Here is a 22,923-nt window from a genome sequence, read left to right on the forward strand (position 1 = left end):
GACCTACTGCATCTTTTCCTTCATCTCGTCCAGATACGCCAGGATCGGCAGCCCGGCATGGCTGAGCGCATTGCCGTGCCCGGTCTGGTGCACATCGAATACCGATTGGATGGCGGCGTAGAAGCCCTGTATGTCCAGCGTTTGATTCACCGCACGCTTGGCCTGACGCAGCCCGAACGGCGGCATTTTGGCGATCTGCGTGGCCAGCGCGGTGGTTTGCGCATCCAATTCGGCCCGCGGCACCACCTTGTTCACCATGCCGACCTGCTCGGCCTCGCGCGCGGTGACCGGACGCCCGGTGAACAGGATCTCCTTGGCCTTGCGCGGCCCCAATTCCCAGGTGTGCCCGTGATATTCGACGCCGCCGATACCCATCAGCACGACCGGATCGGAGAACAGCGCATCCTCGGCGGCGACGATCAGATCACATGGCCAACACAGCAGCAGCCCACCGGAAATACAGCGCCCCTGCACCGCGGCGATGGCTGGTTTCGGCACATTGCGCCAGCGCAACGAATATTCCAGATAGCGGCGCGACTCGACACTGTAGATCATGTCCAGGGTGATCTTGTCCGGTAGCGGCCCGCCCGAACGCAGATCATGACCCGAGGAGAAATGCTTGCCTTCGGCCCGCAAGACGATCACCGATACATCGTCATCGGCCGCCGCCCGAGCCCATGCCGCGTCGAGTTCGTCCAGTAGTGCACCGTTCTGCGCGTTCGCGACCTCTGGACGATTCAGGGTGATGGTCGCGATCTTATCGGCGACGGCGTAGAGAATATGCATTGCGAGCTCCGCTACCTGGGCAGTCCGAGCACCCGCTCGGCGACGATATTGCGCTGAATTTCGGAGGTGCCGCCGGCGATGGTTCCGGCGAAGCTGCGGATATACCGCTCGAACCAACTGCTGATGAAATTGTCATTGTTCAGCGGGTTGAACGGCGCGGTGAGCGCCGGATGGATCAGGCCGTCGGGGCCCTGTGCGTAGAGCGCCTGTTCGGATCCGTTCTGCACCGCCTCCGAGCCGAGCAGCTTCAGCACCGACAGCGCGGCAACGTCCTGCTGGCCCCGAGCCTCGCGCGCCAGCGCCGCCGACCCGAGTAGCCGCAGTGCCTGGGCATCCATGACCAGCGTCGCGTAACGGTCGCGGTCGAGGACGGTGCGCGGATGGAAGTCCTCGATCAGCTCCTGCAGCCGGTCGGCGAAACTGAGCCACAGCAGCGTGCGCTCATGTCCGAGCGAGCCGTTGGCCACACCCCACCCGCCGTGCAGCGGGCCGACCAGGTTTTGCGCAGGTACCCGGACGTCGGAGAAGAACACCTCGTTGAAGTCCAGATCGTGTGGTCCACAGATGGAGGCGAACGGTCGCCGGGTCACGCCGGGAGTGTCGGTGGGGATCAGCAGCACGCTGATGCCTTTGTGCTTGGGCGCATCCGGATCGGTGCGCACGAAGGTGAGCAGTACATCGGCGTCATGTGCGCCGGAGGTCCACACCTTCTGCCCGTTGACCACGAAATGGTCGCCGTCGCGCACGGCCCGAGTGCGGAGTCCGGCCAGATCCGAACCCGCGCCCGGTTCGCTCATGCCGAGTGCCGCGGTGATCTCGGCACGCAAAATCCGTACCGCCCACTGCTTCTTCTGCTCCGCGCTGCCGAACGACAGCAGCGAGGCGGCGATGATGCCGAGCCCCTGCGGATTGAAGCTGTGATAGATGCGCCGCTTGGACAGTTCCTCCAGATGGACGTACTGCTGCAGGATGCCGGCATTGCGGCCGCCGAATTCCGGTGCGTAGCCGGGCAGCAACCAACCGTGGTCGAACTGCACCTGTTGCCATTCCCGCGCCCACGGCGGGACCTCCGCGCTGGAGATCGGCCGATCGAGGGCGGCCACCGCCTCGTCGGGCATGAATTCGGTGAGGAAGGCGATGAATTCGGCCCGGAACTCCTCGACCTCGGTATCAAAAGTCAGCTGCACGGTACTCCTCGGCGATCAGCGCCCGGTGCTCGGCCGCGCCGCCGAGCAGCAGCTCGCCGGCTTTGGCTCGCTTGAGCGCGAACTGCAGGTCGTTTTCCCAGGTAAAGCTCATGGCGCCGAACAACTGCATGCCGCGGCCGAACACCTGCGACTGGCATTCGCCCGCCGCGGCCTTGGCCATCGACGCGGCCAGGCGCCGCCGCGGATCGTTCTCCCGGATCGTCATGGCCGCGAAATACGCCAGGGCGCGGGCTCTTTCGATCGCGATATGCATATCGGCGGCCTTGTGCTTGACCGCCTGGAACGAGCCGATCGGCACTCCGAACTGCTGTCGAGTGCGCACATGATCGAGCACCAGGTCCAATACCCGCCGACAGGCGCCGACCATGGTCAGCGCCAGTCCGGTCGTGGCCAGGTGGCGCGCGGGTTCCGGATCGATGCGCAGGTAGCAATCGTCCGGCACCCGTACCTCGGCGAAGCTCACCTCGGCGACGTGCAGTACCGGATCGAATACCGCCACCCGCCGCACCGTGACGGCGGTGGCGGGCACCACGAAGACACCGGCCTCGGTCACGACCGCCAGTTGTCGCGCCCGATCGCCGTCGAGCACATGGTTCGCGGTGCCACTCAGCAGCCAGCCATCTCGGTCGCGCTGTGCCGACACCCCGTCGTACACCGCGGCGCCCGGTTCACCCGAGTGCACGAAAGCCGGTGCGAGCGGTGCGAATTGGGTCATGGTGGCCAGATACGGGGTGGGGTCGGTGGCCCGTCCCAGCTCCTCGAGCACGATTGCCAGTTCCACCGCGTCGGCCGGATCGGTCAGCTCCGTCCACCCCAGCTCGGCATAGGTTCGCCACAGCGCATCGGCGTCGGCACCCTTGTCGGCCACCTCGCGGATCAGGGTCGGTGGGCACTGCTTGGCGACCACCTCGCGGACGGTTTGCTGCCACAGCAGTTGATCGGAGTCGAACTCCAAAAGCATCCGGCCTGCCTCCTTGCCAACTCGGACACACGTCATCGCCGAGAATATCATTCTCCAGTTCGGAAAGTAATAGTCTCGTATTTGTTCACTGACACGGTGTCCAGCCAACACGGAGACACCGGATTCTCCGGTACAGTGCATCCATGTTCTCTCTACATGACCGAGGACCGGAGCGCCGGTGACCAGCCCGAGCGAAGAGCCAGCCTGGAAGCAGCGCGCTGTCGAGCGCTCGTTACGAACCGCGAAGCTGCGCGCTGAACAGCGCGTTCAGCGATTCCTCGACGCCGCGCAGGCCATCATCACCGAGAAGGGCACCACCGACTTCACCGTGCAGGAGGTCGTCGACCGCTCACGCCAGTCGCTGCGGAGTTTCTATCTGCAGTTCGACGGCAAGCATGAGCTGTTGCTAGCCCTGTTCGAGGACGCACTCGTGCGCACCGCCGACCAGCTGCGCGCCGCCGCCGACGCCAAATCCGATCCACTGGAGCGGCTGCAGGTCACCGTCGAGCTGCTGTTCGAATTGTCTCGCCCGGATCCCGCCGCCCAACGCCCGCTGTTCACCGACTTCGCACCGCAGCTGCTCGTCACGCACCCGGCGCAGGTCAAGGTCGCGCACGCACCACTGCTCGCATTGTTCACCGACCTGATGGAGCAGGCCCAAGAGGCCGATCAGTTGCGGGCGGATGCGAACCCGCGGCGGACCGCCGCGATGGTCATGCAGACGGTCATGTTCACCGCCCAGTCCGCCGGTGGCACCGACGCGGAGACCGTCCATCCGATCACCGCGAACGAGGTCTGGAACTTCTGCTCGCACGGCTTCGCCAAGAATTGAGAATCTTATTCTCAATCACAGAGAGTTTCACTTACACTCGGGAGCATGCCCGACCTCTGGAATGATCTTCTCGGCTGTCTCGACCTGACCGATCGGCAGTCCCTCGACGACGAATCCGTCTACGAGGGACGCAATCAGCAGCTCGAGTACTACCGCGTCTTCGGCGGGCAGTTGCTCGGCCAATTCATCCGTGCCGCCGATCTGACCTGCCCGGAGAAGAGGGTCAAGTCGCTGCACGCACTGTTCGCACGCGAGGGCCGGACCGATGAGCCGATCCGCTACCGGGTGCGCCGTCATCACGAAGGCCGTTCCTTCGCCACCGTGACCATCGTCGCCGAGCAGACCTACGGGGTCGTGGCCACCGCGTCGGTGTCGCTGCACGCGGTGGCGGAGGGACCGGAGCATCAGAGCGTGCCCTCCGTGCCCCCGCTGCTGAGCGCCGAGCACAAGGTTGCCTGGGATCTGCTGCCCTGGGAAACGCGATCTGCTGCCGATCTCGACGACACCGCTTCCGCCCCATCGGAATTCGAGTTCTGGATGCGCACACCGGATGTCGATGCGCGGCTGGCCCCAGCGATCACCGCCTACGCCACCGATCTCAATCTCATCGGCACCGCGCTGCGGCCGATCGAGGGTGTGTGCCAGCGCGGCAACGGCACCGCATTTCATTCGGCGGTCACCTCGCACAGCGTGTGGTTCCATCGGCCGTTCCGCACCGACGAGTGGCTGCTACTGCGCCAGCACAGCCCGCTCATGGCGGGCAGCCGCTGTTTCGGCCGTGGCGATGTACTCACCGAGGACGGCCGGTTGGTCGCCTCGTACGCCCAGGAAGCCATGGTGCGCTTCCCCTCCGAAGTCGGGTGAGGACATGGTGGTGAATCGAATGGTGATCAAGAGATCGTCCGAAGCACCCGAAAACCGGCCGCACCGGGTGGTGCAATGGGCCACGGGCACGATCGGCGCGCGTGCACTGCGCGGCGTGATCGAGCATCCGAAGATGGAACTTGTCGGCCTGTTCGTGCACAGCGCGGACAAGGTCGGGCGCGACGCGGGTGAGTTCTGCGATGTCCCGGCCACCGGTGTGGTGGCCACCGATGACATCGACCGGATCATCGACCTCGACGCCGACTGTGTGCTGTACATGCCGCTCGCGTTCGACGTGGAGGTGGTGATCCGCCTGCTCACCTCGGGCACCAATGTGGTGACGACGTGCGGTCTGTTCCACCACCCGTCGAGTATGGATCCCATACTGCGCCAACGCATTCAGCAGGCCTGTGTGCTCGGTGGCGCCTCGATCCACAGCACCGGAAGCAGTCCGGGTTTCATCACCGAGGCGGTGCCGCTGGTGTTGTCCTCGATCCAGCGCCGACTGGACCGGATGATGATCGACGAGTACGCCGATCTGTCGCAACGCGATTCACCCGCGATGCTGTTCGACGTCATGGGCTTCGGGCGGCCGCCGGGTGCGCTCGATGCGGCCCGCGCGGATCATCTGGCCGCCAGTTTCGGCCCGTCGCTGCGCTTGGTCGCCGACACACTCGGCTGTCCGCTGGATTCGATCGAGGCACACGGCTCGGTGGCGACGGCGCGCACCACCACCCGGATCGCGGCGGGCACGATCGAGCAGGGAACCGTTGCGGCCCAACGCACTACGGTCTCCGGTCTGGTGGCCGGCGAACCGGTGCTGAGCTTTCGCGCGAATTGGTATTGCACCACCGATATCGAGCCCGCCTGGGACCTACGCGATACCGGATGGCACATATCGGTAGTCGGCGATGCGCCACTGGAAGTCGACCTGCGCTTCCCGATCCCTCTTGAACAAATGGCCGCTGTATCCCCCGCCTATACCGCCAACCGTGCGGTCAATGCGATTCCCTCGGTGTGTGCCGCCGAGCCCGGGATCCGGTCGACCCTCGACTTGCCGCACATCGCCGCCGTGCTCAGCTGAGCAGTTGTCGCCCAAGGCGGTATCTATTGCCGCAGCGACTGATCCGCGCGGCCGGGCGAGGGTAATGTCTGCGGGAGCAAATTCTGGTTGTAGCGGAACGCCTTTCGTCGCAACCTGATCGACGCCGGGCACTGGCAGCCGGTATCTGAAGTCCTCACCAGGCTCGATATTGTGATGCGCGACGACAATGCTTCAGGTGTTTCGAACTACGTGGTCGACGACGGTTTTGGCGTCGGCATCGAGCCCTGACTCCAGGACATCGGATCGATAGGCTTCCCAGTTAGCTAATTTGCCGACGTCTCGAGGGGCTCCGCGACGTGCCATCCGTTCACGGATCTGATTGGGATCGGCCGAGATCCAGACGGTTTGCATCGAGGGAGCCGGCGTGGTTGCTGTCGATCTGATGTAGGCGGAAAGAGATCGCCCTTGCTCGGCGGCCGCCCGGATGTGGCCGATGAATGGCGCGTCGACGATCACCGGAACTCGGTGGCCGACCGAGAACGCTTCGTAGACGAACGCGGTGTAGACATGCGGATTTACCACGCGCATGTAGACCTCGCTGTCCCGGTCGTGTGCATTGCCGGTCAGTTCGGCCATTACCGACTCCTCGAGACCTGGAGCGAAGGTGTCCTTGTCGATAAGGACTGCGTTGATGTGCTCGGCGAGGTAGCGGGCCACAGTCGACTTGCCTGACGCTGGGAACCCACACACGATCGTCACTCCTGCCTCGATGCTTCGCGCGATGCGGTCGAGGTGGAAAGCCGCGGACGATTCGAGGATGGTCGTGGGTCGGTTGGTCGATTGCGCCGCTGTACTCATGACCTGCTCCCTTGGGTTCGGACGAGGGTGGACCCGATGACTACTGTGCAGGAACCGTTGGCCGGTCCCGAGGGGACGAACGAGTTCTCGCTCGCGGATCTCGCAGCGTTGCTACTGGGCGGTCGCGATCAGATCGAGCAAAAGCGGAGCAATGACCGGACTTGCCGCGATGGTATGTGCGGCAGTCAGGCTGTGCTCGCTGCCGTCGGAATCGGTTACGATAGCGCCACTTTCGCGTGCGATGAGAACGCCAGCCGCTGTGTCCCACGGCTTGTTGGACAGCAGGATGCATGCGTCGAGGCGCCCCTCGGCGACCCAGGCGAGATCCAAGGCTGCCGATCCGAGCAAGCGCACTCGCTCGACGCGTCCCGCGAGCGCGGTGGTGACAGCGAAGCGTCGCCGATTCTTCTCGGAAGCATCGGCTCCGACGGCATAGTCACCTATTGAAACGATCGCAGCTTCGAGAGCGACTGTGCGACTTGCCCATATTCGGATATCGTTTCTGAACGCGCCATGCCCCGCGCTCGCGTGATACTCCAGGTCCAAAAATGGTGCATTGATGATGCCGATCACGGGAATATCGTTGTGCACCAAAGCTAATGACACGGCGCACAGTGGTATCCCGTGAATGAAATTCGATGTCCCGTCGATGGGGTCGAGTATCCATCGATAGGGCTGTCCGTAGTCGAGCTTCTCGTTCTGGATGGCTTCTTCCCCGACAAATCCGATGTCCGGAGTGCGTCCACCGAGAAACTGGCGGACTTTCTCCTGAATGCGCAAGTCGAGATCCGTAACAAAATCACGGTCACCTTTGGCCGTTACTTTCCCTGATTCAGCAGTCCGCAGAAGTCGGCAACCTGCCTCGGCTGCTGCGCGCCCAACCTTCAGCAGTTCGTGGAAGCTCGTCACCGGGGATTCCCTTCTTCGGCTCCTATCCACATACTCTCGAATACTTCTGCGAAGATTTCTAATATCCCCGTTCCTTCAGATTTTCGCGCTACGAAGGTTGGTGATTCAACACCTCTGGCCATGGGTAGATACGGCTGCATTATGCATATAGTCGAATCGATAATCGTTATGTTGAACCTGACGGGCTGATCGTACGTTCGGATCTGAAGCGATCCGGATGCGTCCGCCGCTATCCTCCCACGGACTCTCTCGAGGGTGCGGATGTTCGTATCAGTTAGGTTCGTGAGCAGTCCGGCCGAATGTCCTTCCTCGACCTCTCGGGATCGAATCGAATTTCCGTTGGGATCCAGAAATAGACACCTGATAACCGAACCGTTCTCTAACAGTCTCAAGATTTCACTATCCGAGTACTGCTGACACAGCATATTCAGCGACAGGCCCGCCATGTCGATCTTCCGGGCGGTCTTCAGTAGCTCTTGTGGTGGCATTGCCCTCAAGAATACGAGCCGGTTAGAGAAAACCGCCTCGACACCTGCGAGTTCAGGCACGCCGCTGATCGGCCTCAATGCAGGCTGTTGCGTCCGCCTCAGTTCATCTGGGGATCCAGAATATTGCTCAAACAGTTCTGCCGTCGTCCAGTTGGGAAACATCTGCTGGAGAATGCGGCAGTGATCAGGGTACGGAAGGCCGGATAGATCGCCCGAGAGCCAGCGATAGAACTGCGCCCGTTTGGGGCCGTAACCCACCAGATCGGGATCGACCTTCTTGGCTAGCCGGTCGTACTCGCGGTTGAACGCCGCAACGGTTTGAAGGTGGCGCTGCTGGAGGAGGGCTTTGAGGACAGTGGTCACAGGGTCCCCCTTCTTGCAACGTGGTTCCAATGCCTCGGCGGGACTCTAGCACGAAGAAGAGACAGAGAAGAGACCTTTCCGTACAAGCTGAGACATCGGCGGCGGTGCGACGAGATCTCCGTAAACAACATCCTGGGTGAGCAGGTTTTCCGGATTTTACCCAGGGGAGTTTCATGAACATGATGATCGGGAAGCTCGCAAAGTCGGCTGTGCTGAGTGTGCTTGCGCCGGGCGGAATGCTCAGCGCGAGCCAGATCACGGCACAGGCCCGGCTCACGACGTGGACGGCGCGGCGGGCGATCGGGCATCTATCGGCGTGCGGCCTGATCATGGCCTCCCCGTATCAGGCGCGCTACTCCATCACGCCCCGCGGCTTGGTCACGCTGAGTGGGATGCGATGAGGCAGCGATCGACTGCGCTGGGCTGGATCGATCTGGATGTCACGGTCACGCCGGACTGGGATGCCGCCCAGGTCCGGCGGCTGGCGCGACGGCTCGGGTACGTGCTGGTCCGGCCGCGAGATGCGAGTCTGATTCCACTGGTCGATCAGGTGCGCAACGCCGATGTCGACGCTCTGATCGTCCCGTCGCCTGCTCATCTGGACGTGATCCAGCTACATGCTGTGATGTGTCTTGCTGATGTCGAAACGGCCTGTCCGCGAATGAGTTTCGCGCGTTGGGCGACGATCGCGACAGGGAGGCTCGGGTGAGTGCCGTCTGGATGTTGATCACGGTATTCGTCGGGTGCCCGCTGGTATATGGTGCCATCGTGTGCTGGCCGCAGCGGATTCCGAAACACAAGTCCGTCAACGGAATTCGCGAGCGGATCGAAAACGAGGAGCGACGGAAGCGGAGGCGGAGACCGTGAACGACGAATACGAGAAAGCGCAGAACATGCCGATATGGCGGCAATGGTTCGAATGCATGGATTCGAAACTGTCCGCACTGTCGGAGCTGGTTCCGGATATGCCCGCCGATCCGTACACTGCCGATGGATTGAAACGGGTGATGGCGGTTGCGCACGACGTGTTTCCCACCGTCCAATCTGTGAGCGAGAACGCTGAAACGGCAGACCTTTTCGCCCGGTTCATCGGAGAAGTGTTCCGCCGAAATTTCGACGGCCGCTGGTTCAACTTCCCGTATCACATGGCGGGCTTGCCCGATCTGTTTCCGGCCGTGCGGTTCGACTGGGATTATCCCGGTTACGTGATTCCCGCCCATCAATTGAGCGACGAAATCGAATTGGGGCCGGAGCGTGAAGCGGTGGCGTGGGTGTATGGCAATTACACGCAAGACCACGCGGAATGGGTTGCGGCCGGACGCCCCGCGGGGGAGGCGCTGAAGAAGTGGAAGCCTGAGCTATTCGCCTGACGCGCTCCCGCGCTTTCGCCGCTACGACGGCGTTGTGATGTTACATCGAAAACCGTTGGGGGGAGAATCATGCCCGAATCCGGCGACTTTTCCCGTGGCGGCCACGGCCCCCGCGAATACGGAAATGATTTCCGTGAAGGATTGATGTTGATCCGTGGTCACACTGGACCGGAATATCGGACGGAAATACCGATCCGGGGACCGGACGGCCGTATCGACCGTAAATGGGATTACGGGCGTGTGGTCGGTGGACGGGTGAAAGAGGCTACCGAAACCAAGGCGGGCCGGATCAAAGCGAAAGACGCTGTGCCGCAAATAGTGAAGGACCGCCGGGAGCTTCGCCGGGACCCTACCCTGGTGAAGGAATGGGTCACCGTGAAAGGTGCCCGCGTCGACAAAGCGGCGCGGGATTTGATGCAGCGGATGGCGAAGGAATTCCCCGGCCGTTTCATCATCACCGAGTTGACGAAGGAGCAACGTAACGCGGCGATCACGCGGGCTCAGGCGGAACGCAAACGCGAACAGCGGGATGTGCTGGCGCGTCAAATGCAGCGGTTGAGACTGGCGCGCGAACGCGAGGAGCGGGCCAAGCAGCGGGAGCGTGACGAAAGGGAAGCCCATGTCAAGCAGCGCGCTCGTGAACGATTGCCGCAGATTCGTGTCATCGCGAAGGCGAACGACCGTGGTGAACGGGTGCGGAACATGGGCCGGTACCTGGACGGGGCGACGGTGGGCCGGGGCGATGTGGCGAAACGATCGGCGGCGGCGCGAGGTGAAGCCGCTGAACGAGCCGAACGTGAACGCGTGGAGCGGGAACGCGAGCAGCAGCGGGAGGCAACCGATCGGCTCGCGCAGCAAGCTCAGCGGGAGCGGGAAGCGGCAGCGAACGGTCAGGTTCGCGCCATGGACGGCCGCGAGGCAGCGGATCTGCTGAGGGTCAGCCGTCCCACGCCGGGTTTCGAGTTGCCGTATCGGGAACCGCCGTCAGCAGGATCGACGCGGGGCGGGCGGGAGGAACGCGAGCGGGCACGCGGGATCGAACGGGATCGGTGGTGAGTTCGGCGCTACCGGAAGAATGCGACCCGGGATTTCTTCGGTATGCGGGTCAGACGGTGTCCGGTCCGACGGTGATCACGGCCGTGATCCGGTCCAGTTCGCGCGGTATCGCACCACCGAAATGGGTCAGGCCGGGCGCGATCACCGCGTCCGCGTTCATCTTCCGGGCCAACGCGACCAGTTGTGCCACCGGATCGTCGGTCTTGGCGCTGAAGGCAACCGTTTTGGTGAGGTTGTAGCCGAGTCGGCTGGCCAGGCTTCGGATCTGGGTTTCGTCCCACTCTTGTCGTATTCCGGATACATCGCTGCGGAGATAGCCGATCGCGGTTGGTACGAATTTCATGGCGGATGCCTCGGAGTCGGCGGATTCGGTCTACAGGTGCACCAGGCGCGGTGCCGTGCCCGTGGTGCGGATGCGGGTGCCGGCATCGCGGGTGAGTTCGCGTGTGCTGCCCAGCAATCCATCGAGGATGAGGATGCGGCGGATGTGCCGCTGTAGGTCGTGTTCGGCGGTGAAGCCGATACCGCCGAGCGTTTGCTGACAGTGTCGCGCCGCGATCAGTGCCGCGCGGCCTGCGGCGGCCTTGGCCAGCAGGGCACCGAACTCGTCGTCGGCGGCCGTGAGGGTGGCCTCGGCGCCTTCGATGGCGACCAGGGTATCCGCGAGGCGGTGCCGGATCGCCTGGAACGATGCGACGGGGCGGCCGAATTGCTTGCGGTCCAAGGCATGTCGGCGGGCCAGCGACAGCATGGCGCGACTGCTGCCGAGCAGCCACCAGGCCAGTGCGCGACGACCGGCCGCCAGCCCGACCGCGGTTCCGGTCCGGACCGCGTGCAGAGGCAGTTCCTCGTCCACCGTGGTGCCGGGTCGGTCGGCACGGTCCCAGACGACCCACGATCCGCCGGTGAACGGCAATGGGTGGGTGGTGCCGAGGGACGCACCGGCGGCGTGGGCGATGACATCGTTGAGCACCGGCGCGTGCGCACCGGTCTCACCGAGCAGGCGAAACACCAGCGGTATCGCCACGTCCGGCATTTCGGCGAGCAGGTCGGGCCAGCCGAGGTCGGTCAGCGCCCGATCGAGTCGGTGTCCCGAGGCCGCGGTCATCGTCTTGCGCAGCGTCTCGGTGAGCAGTTCGAGCTCGGTGGTATCGGTGCTGGTCACGGTTTACTCCTTGCCCAGGTCGAGCAGGCGGCGCGCGATGATATTGCGCTGGATCTCGGCCGTGCCGCCGTAGATGGTGGCCGCGCGCGAATAGAGGAATTCGGTGCGCAATTCGGGATCGGTCAGTTCCACCGCGCCGGGCAATACGTCGCGGATGGTGTCGAACAGTTGCTGTTCGGCACCGGCCAGCAGCACCTTGTCGATCGAGGTTTCCGGTCCGAGGTGCGCACCGGCGGCCAACCGCTGCTGGGTCAGCCGGGAGCGGCAGCGCAATGTATGCAACGCCAGGAAGGCGGCGCCGAGTTCGGCATCGTCGGCCACCGTGGCCGCGGCCGCCAATCGGTCGAGCCGGGTGAAAAGGTAGGCGCCACGGTGCCAGAAGCAGGTGGAGCGCTCGTGCGGGAGCAGATCCATCGCGACCCGCCAGCCATCACCGGGCCGCCCCAGCATGCGGTCGCCGGGCACCACGACATCGTCGAAGTACACCTCGGCGAATTCGTCGACGCCGTGCATCGTCCGCAACGGACGCACCGTGATACCGGGGGAGTCCATATCGAGGAAGAACGCGGTGATCCCGTCGTGGCCGGGGGCCGTGCGGGTCAGCAGGACGCAGCGGGCCGAGTACTGGGCGAGACTGGTCCACACCTTCTGCCCGTTGATTACCCAATCATCGCCGCGCGCAACGGCTTTTGTTGTCAGCGAGGCGAGGTCGCTGCCCGAGCCCGGCTCCGAGAAGCCCTGGCACCACTGCTCGCGGCCCGACAGCAGCAACGGCACCATCTGCGCCGCCAGATCCGGGCGCGCATACGAAATCATCGTGGGTGCGAGCACTTCGACCATCGAATAGAGTCCGGGCTCGGCCAGGTCGCGGGTGGCGACCTCCTCACCGAGAATCGCGCGGAGCATGGCTGGCCCACCGAGACCACCGATCGCGGCGGGCCAGCCGTAGCGCATCCAGTCCGCGTCGTAGAGGGCGCGACGCACGCGCGCCAGCTGGGCGACCTGGCCGTCCAGCGAGTGATCCGGACCCGGGGACAGATCGTGCTCGTCCAGCCAGGCCCGTACGCCGGACCGGAATTCGGACGCGTCCATGGTCATCGGCGGGTGTTCTCGAAGGCGTGTGGGATACCCGAATCGTGGACGCCGCTGCGGCGGATGAAGGTCATCCGGCGGGTCTTCAGCCGCCATCCTTCAGCCGTTCGCACGATGGTGTCGGTGTAGTAGCCGATGCGCATATCGTGGGTGCTGTGGTCGATGAAGCACAGCGGCTGGGTGCCCGCGGCGGTATCGCCATCGATGTCGAGAACCGGTGTGCCCGTGAGGAATAGCCCCTTCGGCGCGGCCGCGACCAGATCCGGGAACAGATCGAGGGTGTAGGTGTCACCGAATGCGCTGTAGGTGCCGCCGGGGGTGAACACCGCGAGCAGGCCATCGATATCGCCCTTGGTGATCGTCACGGCGTAGCGGGCCAGCAGTTGCTGGATCTCCAGCAGATCATCATTTCTGGACATGGACCTTGCCGCCTTTCATGACGAACCGCACGTTCTGGGTGACGGTGATGTCGCGCACCGGATTTCCCGGTACACCGATGATGTCGGCCAACTGTCCTTCGGCCAGCCGCCCGCGGTCGGTGACATCGATCAGTTCGGCCGCGCGCACGGTGGCCGCCCGCAGCACGTCGATCGGGCTCATACCGCGTTCGACCAAGGCCACCAATTCGTCGGCGTTGCGGCCGTGCGGAATCGCTGGCGCGTCCGTGCCGACGGCGATCTTCACCCCGGCCTCGTAGGCCGCCCGGACCGACGTGCGGGCCTTCGGGAACATCTCGGCGGCCTTGGCCTGCAAGGCCGGATCCGCTTTGGACACATCCATGGCGTCGGCCAGCCGAGTAGTCGGCACCAACCAGGTGCCCGCCGCCACCATCATCTTGATCGCCTCGTCGTCGATGAGGAAGCCGTGCTCGATGCAGTCGATCCCGGCGTCGACGGCATGTTTGACCGCCTCCGCACCGTGTGTATGAGCGGCGACCCTGAGTCCGCGCCGGTGCGCCTCGTCGACGATCGCGCGCAGTTCCTCATCCGAATAATGTTGTGCCCCAGGTGCTCCGGTGAGCGACATGACACCACCGGAGACGCAGATCTTGATCAGCTGCGCACCGTGTTTGATCTGGTACCGCACCGCCTTGCGCACCTCGTCGACGCCATTGGCGATGCCCTCCTCCAGGGTCAGCTTCAGCACGTCGGGAGCGAAGGCGGAGAACATCGTCGGATCCAGGTGGCCCCCGGTGGGCGTGATCGCATGTCCCGCCGGAACGATCCGCGGGCCCTCGATCCAGCCCGCGTCGATCGCCTTGCCGAGCGCCACATCCAGCAGATAGCCGCCGGTCTTCACGAACAGCCCGAGATTGCGCACGGTGGTGAAACCGGCGCGCAGCGTGCGGCGGGCATTGCCCACCGCGCGCAGCATGCGCAGTGCCGGATCGTCTTTCACACTGGAGGCCAGGCCGGTCTCGCCGCGACCGCCCATCAGGAGGTTGACCTCCATATCCATCAGACCGGGCAGCAGCACGACATCACCGAGATCGATGACCTCGTCGGCAGCGTCCGCGGTCGCGCCGAGACCGACGATCCGATCGCCGTCGATCCGAACGATGCCGGGGCGGATTATTTCGCCGGTATCGATATCGAGTAGACCGGCCGCCTGCAGGGTCAGCATGGCTAGACCACCGGCTCCTCGAGCACATCGAGATAGGCTGCGCCGGAGTCGGGCACCCGCGGCTGCTTCCACACCTCGATCGGGAACGACACCATCACCAGCGACTGCAGCAGGTGGAACAGGTGCCTGGCATCGTCGGGCAGCTCACTCCACTCGAACTTGTCGCAGTAGTCCAGTGCCGCCTGCAGGCGCGGGAATACGGTGTCGTACAGGTCCTGCATCTCCGCCATCGAGGAGGCGAGCCGCTTGGCGTAACGCTGTGGCTCGGTGGCCAGGATCCAGTCCGAAAACCGGTCCAGGTCGGCGAATTCGGCGGGCAGCGCCTTGGGCTCAGTTGTTTCGGGCATCGCGGTACTCCTTGACGATCTTCTGGACGGTGAGGTGCAGGTGGCGCAGCAGAACTTCCTGGTCGTTCAGCGGGAATTCGGTGATCACGCCGGTCTCGAGCATGGTCTGCGTCGCTTCGAGGGTGTTGGCGTCCTGCAGTGCGTATTCCTTGAAGGTCACCGCCGCCAGTTCCTTGCCGAGCCGCTCACGGGCGGTCTTCGACGGCACGAAGTACAGATTCGCCTCGAAGATGTGCTTGTTCACCGCGGTCGGCCAATAGTGGTAGGTCAGGTACCAACCCGGCGCCCAGATGAGGATGCCGAAATTGGGGAAAACCTCGAATTCGTCAATGCCCCAAGCCTTGTGGCGAGCCGGATTGACACCCGGCGGCAGCGGATCCAGGCCATCGATATCGGGCCGATCCCACGGACCGAACAGGCCGCTGCGCAATTGCTGCTCGATCGGTTTGACCATATTGATGTCCTTGGGCGGAGCCATACCGCCCCACGAGGACACCATCGAATGCGGGGTCCAGCACTCGTAGTGCAGTGCCTCGAAGCCGACGTTCAACAGCTTGTCGGCCTCGTCCTTCACCGCCTGCTTCATATGCAGCACCGGCGCGTGGTAGAACTCGGCGAAGGCATCGATGAACAACTTCCAGTTGCTGCCGATCTCGGCCCGGTAGCTGTAGACCTCGGTCATCTCGTGGAAGGGATAGCCCTCCAGGCCTTTCGCCCACGCGCCCAGATACCCCTCCAGTGGCTGGGCGTTGTCGTCGAGGTTGACGAAGATGAAGCCCTCCCACACCTCGCAGCGCACCGACTTGAGTCCGAACTTGCTCTTGTCGAGGTCGAAGAACTCCTTCTCCTGCTGGACAAAGGTGGCCTCGCCCTCGAGGCTGTAGCGCCAGGCGTGGTACTTACAGGTGAACTGTCGGCAGGTACCGGCGGTCTCCTCGCCCGGAAAGTCGTCCCAGACCAGTTTGTTGCCGCGGTGCCTGCAGATGTTGTAATACGCCCGCACCTGCTGATCGTGGTCCTTGACAATGATCAGCGAGGCGTTGACGCAGGCCAGCTCCCTGGTGAAATAGCTGCCGACTCGCGGCAGCCGCTCGACGCGGCCGATATTGAGCCAGCTCTTCTTGAAGATGGCTTCCTGCTCGTCCTTGTAGAACTGGGGATCGGTGGAGTCGGTGAAGTCGACCACCTCGGTGCCGAGCTCGGGATAGTTCTCCGTCCAGCTGCCCGCCGTCGGTTTGGTGAAGTGTGGCAAGGGATTTACCTTTCAGGGTCGGGCTGTACGCCGAAGGTGTTGAGCGCGATGGCCAGCAGGATGTAGCCGCCGACGGTGAAAACCAGGTCCATGCGCTGCTTTTCATCGAGTCGCTCGGCAAGTGCCGCCCAGGTCTGGTCGGACAGTTCGGATTTGTCGTCGAGTTCGTCGACGGCGGTGAGGACGAGGCGGTCGAAGTCGTCGTCCGCCTCGCCGCGGGTGACGGCATCGATCTCGTCCAGGGTCAGTCCGGCTTCTTGGCCGAACTGCAGATGATGGGCCCACTCGTAGGCACAGCCGCGCCGGTGGGCGACCCGCAGGATCGTCAACTCGCGCACCCGCGGCGGCAGGGTGGACCGGAACAGCAGGTGGACGCTGAATCCGAGATAGGCCTCGGTCAGGTCCGGGTGCCGGGCCAGCGGCCCCATCGCGGGGCCGGCACCGTCCGCATTGCGGAGCGCGCGCGGCAGTAGTGCCTTGAAGGCGTCGCGGGTCCGGTCGTCCCACTGGTCCGCGGGCAACGGCGGCAGACGCATTCCTGTCCTCCTTTCATGAGAATTAGATTCTCCAAAACTGAAGACTAGATTTCCATGGACTGATGCGATAGTCAACGTCGGCGCGATAACCGGGCGAAATCCCAGCTGATGACGCGGTCCGGTGTCAGCCGCAGCCAGCCGTGGCGGCCGTCATACCGAAACGGTTGCCCGCCCATGTACTTGTCGGCGAACAGCTGCTCCGGGGTGGTGAGCTGCTCGACCGGTGTGCCGGTCCGCGGCGTTTCGCCGACCACTTCGACGCGTCCGCGCAGTTCGACGCCGCGCAACTGTCCGAAGTCGGTCCCGCCGTCGTCGATGATCGCGCTGATTCGTGGATCGCGGGTGATGTCGGTCCACCGCTGGCTGCGTACCAGTGAGTTGAGCCACAGGGACGTGCCGTCCCAGGCGAACCACAGGGGGCTCGTATGCGGGTGTCCGCCGGGGCCGAGGGTGGCCACCCGGCAAATCGGCTGGTCATGCAGGAATGCGTCGCGTTCGGTGGCGCTCATCGCTATCGCTCGCGCTCGTCGCTGCTCGGTCATGTTCATCTTCCGATCGAATGTTGATTCTCCGAAGATGAGAATATAGTTTTCTGATAACGAGAGCGTGATGACTAGCGCGGTTTCAGCCCGAGTGGAAAGGAGATTCACCATGACGGCGCCGATTCGTCCCGGTGAACAGTTCGCCAGCACCGTATGCGGCACACGGGTGGTGGTGGTCCGAGCGCCCGCCGACGCTCGGCCGGAAATCGCGTGCGGTGGCGCGCCCATGGTGCCCGCGGCCTCGGTCCCGCCCGGGAAATCGGCCGGGGCGGATGCGGTCACGCTGATCGGGAAACGCTATGTCGACGCCGCGGAAACCGTCGAGCTGCTGTGCACCAGTTCGGGCACCGGCGAGCTGACCTGTAACGGCGTCGCGATGACCCTGAAGGCCGCCAAAGCGCTGCCTGCCTCCGACTGAAAGGGGTTGCCCGGTGCGCGACGACATGAGCACGCGAGGCATGAATTTCGAGCTCACCGAGGATCAGCGGCTGATCCGCAGCACGGTCGCCGAACTGTGCCGCAAGTTCGACGACCAGTACTGGATGGAAAAGGACCAGGCGCACGAGTTCCCGACCGAGTTCTATAACGCCATCGCCGAGGGCGGCTGGCTCGGCATCACCATTCCGGAGGAATACGGCGGCCACGGATTGGGCATCACCGAGGCCACGCTGCTGGCCGAGGAGGTGTCCCGATCGGGCGGTGGTATGAATGCCGCCAGCTCTATTCACATGTCGATCTTCGGTATGCATCCGGTGGTCGTACACGGATCCACGGAATTGAAGCAGCGGACGCTGCCGCGCATCGCCACCGGTGATCTGCACGTATGCTTCGGCGTCACCGAACCCGGTGCGGGCCTGGACACCACCCACATCAGCACCTTCGCGCGCCGCGACGGCGACCACTATGTCGTCAACGGCCGCAAGGTGTGGATCTCCAAGGCGATGGAGTCGGAGAAGATCCTGCTGCTGACCCGCACCCAGCGCTACGACGAGGTCAGCAAGAAGACCGACGGCATGACGCTGTTCCTCACCGATCTCGATCGCGCACACGTCGATATCCGGCCGATCGCGAAGATGGGCCGCAACGCCGTCACGTCCAACGAGGTGTTCATCGACGGGCTGCGCATCCCGGTCGAGGATCGAGTGGGGGAGGAGGGCAAGGGATTTCGGTACCTGCTCGACGGTCTGAATCCCGAGCGCATGCTCATCGCCGCCGAGGCACTCGGGCTGGGCCGGGTCGCGCTGGACCGGGCCGTGAAATACGCCAAGGAGCGAGTGGTATTCGACCGGCCGATCGGCATGAACCAGGGCATCCAATTCCCGTTGGCCGATTCGCTGGCCCACCTGGATGCGGCGGAATTGATACTGCGCAAGGCGACCTGGCTCTACGACAACGGAAAGTCGTGTGGACGCGAGGCGAATACCGCCAAATACCTGTGCGCCGATGCGGGGTTCACCGCGGCCGACCGGGCGCTGCAGACCCACGGTGGCATGGGTTACGCCGAGGAATACAACGTATCCCGCTATTTCCGGGAGGCCCGCGTCATGCGGATCGCCCCGATCAGCCAGGAAATGATTCTGAACTACCTGGGCTCCCACACGCTGGGACTACCCAGAAGCTATTAGCAGAGGCAGGAAATTACCGAATGGCAGCCAAGAACGGACTTTTCGAGTTGACCGGGCGGGCCGCGATGGTCACCGGCGCGGCCGGCGGTATCGGCTCCGCCGTGGCGCAGGCCCTCGCGGCACAGGGGGCGGTGGTGCTGGTCACCGACGTCGATGCGGCCGCGGCCGCGGCCGTCGCCGAGAAGATCACCGGAAACGGTGGTAGCGCGGCGAGTTTCGCCCTCGACGTGTCCGATCGGGCGGCCGCCGATGCCGCCGCGGCCGCGGCGGCCGAATTGGCCAGCGGCACACTGCATATCGTGGTGAACAATGCCGGGGTCACCGATCCGCACATGTTCGCCGATACCAGTGTCGAGTCGGTGCGGCGACTGTTCGAGATCCACACGCTGGGCACCTTCAACTGCTCGCAGGCGGCCTTGCCGTACCTGCCGACCGATGGCACCGGTCGCATCATCAATGTCACGTCATCGGCCGGGCTCGTCGGCACGCTGGGACAGGTCAACTACTCCGCGGCCAAGGCGGCCATCATCGGCATCACCAAATCCCTGGCTCGCGAATTGGCGCGCAAGAACATTCTGGTGAACGCGCTGGCGCCGCTGGCCGCCACGCCGATGACCGAAACCATTCGCACCGACGACAAGTTCGCGGCGCAGATGCTGAACCGAATTCCGTTGCGGCGCTGGGCCGATCCGGCGGAGGTGGCCGGCGCCTTCGTCTTCCTCGCCTCCGATGCCGCCTCGTTCGTCACCGGGCAGGTGCTGCCGGTGGACGGCGGCATGGTGATGTGATGCCCGATACGGCGCAGGCGGGACCGCTGGCGGGTATTACCGTCGTCGCCCTGGAACAGGCGGTGTCGGCGCCGATGTGCACCCGCACGCTCGCCGATTTCGGCGCCCGCGTGATCAAGATCGAAAATCCGCAGGGTGGCGACTTCGCCCGTTACTACGACGATGTGGTCGAGGGGCAGGCGGCGCATTTCGTCTGGGTCAACCGTGGCAAGGAATCGGTAACCCTCGACCTGAAAACGCCTGCGGGCGTGGCGATCCTGCACCGACTACTGGATCGGGCCGAGGTACTGGTGTCGAATCTGGCGCCCGGCGCGACCGATCGGCTCGGCATCGCACCGGCGGATCTGGCCGCGCGACATCCGGATCTGATCGCGGTATCGATCGACGGATTCGGCTCGGGCGGGCCGCTATCCCACAAACGCGCCTACGACCTGCTGGTGCAGGCCGAATCGGGAGTGTGCGCGGTCACCGGATATCCGGATGCCCCGGCGAAACCGGGCCCGCCGATGGCCGATGTCACCACGGGACTGTACGCGGCGCTGTCGATTCTGGCTTCGCTGTGTGGACGGCAGCGCCGGGCATCCGATGTGGGTGCCACGATCGCGGTCAGCCTGTTCGACACCATGGCCGATGTGATGGGCTATCACCTCACCTATGCCAGGCACTCCGGAATTGATATGCAACCGCTGGGTATGAGCTCGGCGGCGGTCGCGCCCTACGGCGCCTACCGCACCGCGGATGGGCAGACTGTGGTGCTCGGCACCACCAACGATCGGGAGTGGCAGCGGCTGGCCCGCGACGTCATCGGGCGCCCCGATCTGGCCGACGACGACCGCCTGCGCACCAATCCGGATCGCTGTAAGCGCCGCGATCTTCTCGATGAAGCAATCGGATCCTGGTGCGCCCGACACGATCTCGCGCGGATTCAGCAACTCGCCGACGCCGCCGGAATCGGCAACTCCCGATACAACCTGCCCAGCGAGGTCCTCGACCACCCGCAGCTGTCGGCCCGCGATCGGTGGCGCACCATCGACACCCCGGCCGGTCCGATCCCGTCGCTGCTGCCACCGGCCATCGTCGACGGGTTCGATCCGCCCATGGGCGCGGTTCCCGGTCTCGGTGAGCACACGGACGCGATACTGTCCGAAATCGGCTGCGGCGCTGGCGAAATCGATCGACTCCGTGCGGCGGGCGCGGTCGGGGCGGCTTACCGGCAGCCCGCGGAGCGGACATGCTGACGCCGGGGTCGCTGCTATCGCGCGATCATGACGGCGTCCGGACTTTGACCTTGAACCGGCCCCATCGCAAGAACGCGATCGATGCCGAACTGTGGCAGGCGCTGGCGGATGCGCTGCGCGCCGCCGCGGCCGATCGTGCGGTGCGCGCGCTGGTGCTCACCGGATCCGGTGGTGCGTTCTGTTCCGGTGCCGACATTTCGGTGCCCGATAACGGACATCCGATCTATCGCATGCGGGCACTCACCGATGTCGCGTTGCTGCTGCACGAACTGCCGATGCCGACGGTCGCGAAGGTGACCGGCGTCGCCGTCGGCGCGGGCTGGAATCTGGCACTCGGCTGCGATCTGGTGGTGGCCACGCCCGAGTCTCGGTTCTCGCAGATCTTCGCCCGGCGCGGGCTTTCGCTGGATCTGGGCGGTTCGTGGCTGCTACCCAAACTGGTCGGGCTGCAACAGGCCAAGCGGTTGGCATTGCTGGGCGAGATGATCGACGCCGAACAGGCGCGGGACCTGAATCTGGTGACGTGGGTGATTCCCGCGGACGAAATCGACTCCTACGTCACCGATCTCGCCACGCGGCTGGCGGCAGGGCCGCCGGTCGCGCTGGCGCAGACCAAGGCCCTGCTCAACGCGGGCGCCGATCACACCCTGCGTGAAGCGCTCGCCGGCGAGGCCGCCGCACAGGGCCTCAATTTCGCCACCTCGGACGCTCCGGAAGCGTTCGCGGCCTTCGCCGAGAAACGGGAACCACAGTTCGACGGTCGTTGGACCGTGCACAGACCACCGATCCGCGACGCGGACCGGTCCGAAAAGGGGAGTACAGCAGATGCCTGAGGTAGTCATCGCCGGGGCGGTGCGGACCGCGGTCGGTAAACGCAATGGCGGATTGTCGGGTACGCATCCCGCCGATCTGTCGGCGATCGTGCTCAACGCGCTGGTGGGCCGCACGGGCATCGATCCGTCGCGCATCGATGACGTCATCTGGGGTTGCGTCTCCCAGGTCGGCGACCAGTCCGCCAATATCGGGCGTTACGCGGTGCTCGCCGCGGGCTGGCCGGAAACCATTCCGGGCACCACGGTGAACCGCGCCTGCGGATCCAGCCAGCAGGCCCTGGATTTCGCCGCGCAGGCCGTGGCGTCGGGATACCAGGAGGTCGTGGTCGCCGGCGGCGTCGAGGTGATGAGCCGGGTGCCGCTGGGTTCCGCGCGCGCCGACGGCATGCCCTACGGCCCCAAAGTTATTGCCCGCTATGACGATTTCTCGTTCAACCAGGGCATCTCCGCCGAATTGATCGCGCAGAAATGGGGTTTCGGCCGCACCCGGCTCGATGAGTTCGCGGTGCTGTCGCACGAGCGGGCCGCCGCCGCGCAGGACCGCGGCGCGTTCGAGGAGCAGATCGTCGCCGTCGCAACCGATTCCGGGACGGTGATCGCCGACGAGGGCATCCGACCCGGCAGCACGGTCGAGAAGCTGGCCGGGCTGAAACCCGCCTTCCAGGCCGATGGCGTGATCCACGCCGGTAATTCCTCGCAGATCTCCGACGGCGCCGCGGCCCTGCTGGTGACGACCCCGGCCAAGGCACGCGAGTTGGGGCTGACGCCGCTGGTGCGGTATCGGGCCGGCGCGGTTACCGGTGCCGATCCGGTACTCATGCTGACCGGTCCGATTCCGGCCACCGAGCAGGTGCTGCGCAAGGCCGGTGTCGGTCTGTCGGAGGTCGGCGTATTCGAGGTGAACGAAGCATTCGCCCCGATCCCGCTGGCCTGGTTGGCCGAAACCGGCGCTGATCCGGATCTACTCAATCCGCTGGGCGGCGCGATCGCTCTCGGCCACCCGCTCGGCGGCTCCGGCGCCATCTTGCTGACCCGAATGATCCACCACATGCGCGACAACGGAATTCGCTACGGCCTGCAGACCATGTGCGAGGGCGGCGGCACCGCCAATGCCACCGTCGTCGAACTCGTGCACTGAAGGA

28 protein-coding genes are annotated in these 22,923 nt (G+C 64.6%); 13 read left to right on the forward strand and 15 right to left on the reverse strand.

Translation table 11 applies throughout. The features are described from left to right. Positions 1–3: 3 nt before the first annotated feature. The 3 genes from AB0L58_RS15355 to AB0L58_RS15365 are packed head-to-tail and all read right to left on the reverse strand — an operon-like array spanning position 4 to position 2,955. Positions 4–786: an enoyl-CoA hydratase gene (locus tag AB0L58_RS15355; RefSeq protein WP_364386851.1), complete on the reverse strand. Its 783-nt coding sequence runs from the start codon at positions 784–786 to the stop codon at positions 4–6. Positions 787–797: 11 nt separating this feature from the next. Further along, positions 798–1,973: an acyl-CoA dehydrogenase family protein gene (locus tag AB0L58_RS15360; protein ID WP_364386854.1), complete on the reverse strand. Its 1,176-nt coding sequence runs from the start codon at positions 1,971–1,973 to the stop codon at positions 798–800. After that, complete coding sequence (locus AB0L58_RS15365; RefSeq protein ID WP_364386856.1) at positions 1,957–2,955, reverse strand: acyl-CoA dehydrogenase family protein; 999 nt, start codon at positions 2,953–2,955, stop codon at positions 1,957–1,959. The genes AB0L58_RS15360 and AB0L58_RS15365 overlap by 17 nt, the downstream gene beginning before the upstream one ends. 178 nt (positions 2,956–3,133) lie before the next feature. Between AB0L58_RS15365 and AB0L58_RS15370 the strand changes: the two genes are divergently transcribed. Genes AB0L58_RS15370 through AB0L58_RS15380 form a run of 3 tightly spaced genes read left to right on the forward strand, consistent with a single transcriptional unit; the run spans position 3,134 to position 5,735 of the window. Beyond that, the gene (locus AB0L58_RS15370; RefSeq protein WP_364386858.1) at positions 3,134–3,787 is read left to right on the forward strand and encodes a TetR/AcrR family transcriptional regulator; all 654 of its coding nucleotides are present in this window, start codon (positions 3,134–3,136) and stop codon (positions 3,785–3,787) included. Between the two features lie 45 nt (positions 3,788–3,832). Next, a complete protein-coding gene (locus AB0L58_RS15375) occupies positions 3,833–4,651 on the forward strand; it encodes an acyl-CoA thioesterase domain-containing protein (protein WP_364386860.1) in 819 nt (272 codons plus the stop codon). A gap of 19 nt (positions 4,652–4,670) precedes the next feature. Then, positions 4,671–5,735, forward strand: a complete 1,065-nt coding sequence (locus tag AB0L58_RS15380; protein ID WP_364386862.1) for a dihydrodipicolinate reductase — start codon at positions 4,671–4,673, stop codon at positions 5,733–5,735. Between the two features lie 192 nt (positions 5,736–5,927). Here the strand turns inward: AB0L58_RS15380 and AB0L58_RS15385 are convergent, their stop codons facing one another. The 3 genes from AB0L58_RS15385 to AB0L58_RS15395 form a co-directional block, all read right to left on the reverse strand. Further along, entirely contained in the window at positions 5,928–6,554 is a 627-nt protein-coding gene (locus tag AB0L58_RS15385) for an AAA family ATPase (protein WP_364386864.1), read from the reverse strand. 111 nt (positions 6,555–6,665) lie between these two features. Continuing rightward, positions 6,666–7,463 (reverse strand): inositol monophosphatase family protein, encoded by a 798-nt coding sequence (locus tag AB0L58_RS15390; RefSeq protein ID WP_364386865.1) that lies wholly within the window; start codon positions 7,461–7,463, stop codon positions 6,666–6,668. Beyond that, entirely contained in the window at positions 7,460–8,314 is an 855-nt protein-coding gene (locus AB0L58_RS15395) for a DUF5919 domain-containing protein (protein WP_364386866.1), read from the reverse strand. The genes AB0L58_RS15390 and AB0L58_RS15395 overlap by 4 nt, the downstream gene beginning before the upstream one ends. A 173-nt stretch (positions 8,315–8,487) precedes the next feature. On the opposite strand from AB0L58_RS15395, the gene AB0L58_RS15400 reads away from it, so the two are divergent. The 4 genes from AB0L58_RS15400 (at position 8,488) to AB0L58_RS15415 (ending at position 10,740) form a co-directional block, all read left to right on the forward strand. Next, on the forward strand, positions 8,488–8,715 hold the full coding sequence (locus AB0L58_RS15400; protein WP_364386868.1) for a hypothetical protein: 228 nt from the start codon (positions 8,488–8,490) through the stop codon (positions 8,713–8,715). Then, a complete protein-coding gene (locus tag AB0L58_RS15405; RefSeq protein ID WP_364386870.1) occupies positions 8,712–9,023 on the forward strand; it encodes a hypothetical protein in 312 nt (103 codons plus the stop codon). The genes AB0L58_RS15400 and AB0L58_RS15405 overlap by 4 nt, the downstream gene beginning before the upstream one ends. A 154-nt stretch (positions 9,024–9,177) precedes the next feature. Then, a complete protein-coding gene (locus tag AB0L58_RS15410; protein WP_364386872.1) occupies positions 9,178–9,684 on the forward strand; it encodes a hypothetical protein in 507 nt (168 codons plus the stop codon). Positions 9,685–9,753: 69 nt separating this feature from the next. Then, the gene (locus AB0L58_RS15415; protein WP_364386874.1) at positions 9,754–10,740 is read left to right on the forward strand and encodes a hypothetical protein; all 987 of its coding nucleotides are present in this window, start codon (positions 9,754–9,756) and stop codon (positions 10,738–10,740) included. 49 nt (positions 10,741–10,789) lie between these two features. Here the strand turns inward: AB0L58_RS15415 and AB0L58_RS15420 are convergent, their stop codons facing one another. The 9 genes from AB0L58_RS15420 to AB0L58_RS15460 form a co-directional block, all read right to left on the reverse strand. Beyond that, complete coding sequence (locus AB0L58_RS15420) at positions 10,790–11,083, reverse strand: hypothetical protein (protein ID WP_364386876.1); 294 nt, start codon at positions 11,081–11,083, stop codon at positions 10,790–10,792. A gap of 30 nt (positions 11,084–11,113) precedes the next feature. Beyond that, positions 11,114–11,848: an acyl-CoA dehydrogenase family protein gene (locus AB0L58_RS15425; RefSeq protein WP_364387574.1), complete on the reverse strand. Its 735-nt coding sequence runs from the start codon at positions 11,846–11,848 to the stop codon at positions 11,114–11,116. A gap of 60 nt (positions 11,849–11,908) precedes the next feature. Further along, positions 11,909–12,997: an acyl-CoA dehydrogenase family protein gene (locus AB0L58_RS15430; protein WP_364387576.1), complete on the reverse strand. Its 1,089-nt coding sequence runs from the start codon at positions 12,995–12,997 to the stop codon at positions 11,909–11,911. 2 nt (positions 12,998–12,999) lie between these two features. Next, positions 13,000–13,416: a nuclear transport factor 2 family protein gene (locus AB0L58_RS15435; protein ID WP_364386878.1), complete on the reverse strand. Its 417-nt coding sequence runs from the start codon at positions 13,414–13,416 to the stop codon at positions 13,000–13,002. Beyond that, positions 13,403–14,620, reverse strand: a complete 1,218-nt coding sequence (locus AB0L58_RS15440; RefSeq protein ID WP_364386880.1) for an amidohydrolase family protein — start codon at positions 14,618–14,620, stop codon at positions 13,403–13,405. Before AB0L58_RS15440 ends, AB0L58_RS15435 begins: the two co-directional genes overlap by 14 nt. A 2-nt stretch (positions 14,621–14,622) precedes the next feature. Beyond that, positions 14,623–14,967, reverse strand: a complete 345-nt coding sequence (locus tag AB0L58_RS15445; protein WP_364386882.1) for a hypothetical protein — start codon at positions 14,965–14,967, stop codon at positions 14,623–14,625. Then, positions 14,951–16,219, reverse strand: coding sequence for an aromatic ring-hydroxylating dioxygenase subunit alpha (locus AB0L58_RS15450; protein ID WP_364386884.1), 1,269 nt, complete (start codon positions 16,217–16,219; stop codon positions 14,951–14,953). The genes AB0L58_RS15445 and AB0L58_RS15450 overlap by 17 nt, the downstream gene beginning before the upstream one ends. 5 nt (positions 16,220–16,224) lie before the next feature. Continuing rightward, positions 16,225–16,755 carry a carboxymuconolactone decarboxylase family protein gene (locus AB0L58_RS15455; RefSeq protein ID WP_364386886.1) on the reverse strand — a complete coding sequence of 177 codons (531 nt, stop codon included), beginning with the start codon at positions 16,753–16,755 and terminating at the stop codon, positions 16,225–16,227. 71 nt (positions 16,756–16,826) lie between these two features. After that, positions 16,827–17,297 (reverse strand): pyridoxamine 5'-phosphate oxidase family protein, encoded by a 471-nt coding sequence (locus tag AB0L58_RS15460; RefSeq protein ID WP_364387578.1) that lies wholly within the window; start codon positions 17,295–17,297, stop codon positions 16,827–16,829. Positions 17,298–17,406: 109 nt separating this feature from the next. Here AB0L58_RS15460 and AB0L58_RS15465 point away from each other — a divergent pair, with 109 nt between their 5' ends. From AB0L58_RS15465 to AB0L58_RS15490, 6 genes are read left to right on the forward strand one after another with little or no spacing between them, the layout of a single operon-like run. Continuing rightward, positions 17,407–17,715, forward strand: a complete 309-nt coding sequence (locus tag AB0L58_RS15465; protein WP_364386888.1) for a hypothetical protein — start codon at positions 17,407–17,409, stop codon at positions 17,713–17,715. A gap of 40 nt (positions 17,716–17,755) precedes the next feature. Continuing rightward, the gene (locus AB0L58_RS15470; RefSeq protein ID WP_364387580.1) at positions 17,756–18,922 is read left to right on the forward strand and encodes an acyl-CoA dehydrogenase family protein; all 1,167 of its coding nucleotides are present in this window, start codon (positions 17,756–17,758) and stop codon (positions 18,920–18,922) included. Positions 18,923–18,942: 20 nt separating this feature from the next. After that, complete coding sequence (locus AB0L58_RS15475; RefSeq protein ID WP_364386890.1) at positions 18,943–19,710, forward strand: SDR family NAD(P)-dependent oxidoreductase; 768 nt, start codon at positions 18,943–18,945, stop codon at positions 19,708–19,710. Continuing rightward, positions 19,710–20,948 carry a CaiB/BaiF CoA-transferase family protein gene (locus tag AB0L58_RS15480; RefSeq protein WP_364386892.1) on the forward strand — a complete coding sequence of 413 codons (1,239 nt, stop codon included), beginning with the start codon at positions 19,710–19,712 and terminating at the stop codon, positions 20,946–20,948. The genes AB0L58_RS15475 and AB0L58_RS15480 overlap by 1 nt, the downstream gene beginning before the upstream one ends. Beyond that, complete coding sequence (locus AB0L58_RS15485) at positions 20,942–21,781, forward strand: enoyl-CoA hydratase-related protein (RefSeq protein ID WP_364386894.1); 840 nt, start codon at positions 20,942–20,944, stop codon at positions 21,779–21,781. Before AB0L58_RS15480 ends, AB0L58_RS15485 begins: the two co-directional genes overlap by 7 nt. Further along, a complete protein-coding gene (locus AB0L58_RS15490) occupies positions 21,774–22,919 on the forward strand; it encodes a thiolase family protein (RefSeq protein WP_364386896.1) in 1,146 nt (381 codons plus the stop codon). Before AB0L58_RS15485 ends, AB0L58_RS15490 begins: the two co-directional genes overlap by 8 nt. Positions 22,920–22,923: the final 4 nt, after the last annotated feature.

Source organism: Nocardia sp. NPDC052112, from assembly GCF_040680135.1.
Lineage (GTDB): Bacteria > Actinomycetota > Actinomycetes > Mycobacteriales > Mycobacteriaceae > Nocardia.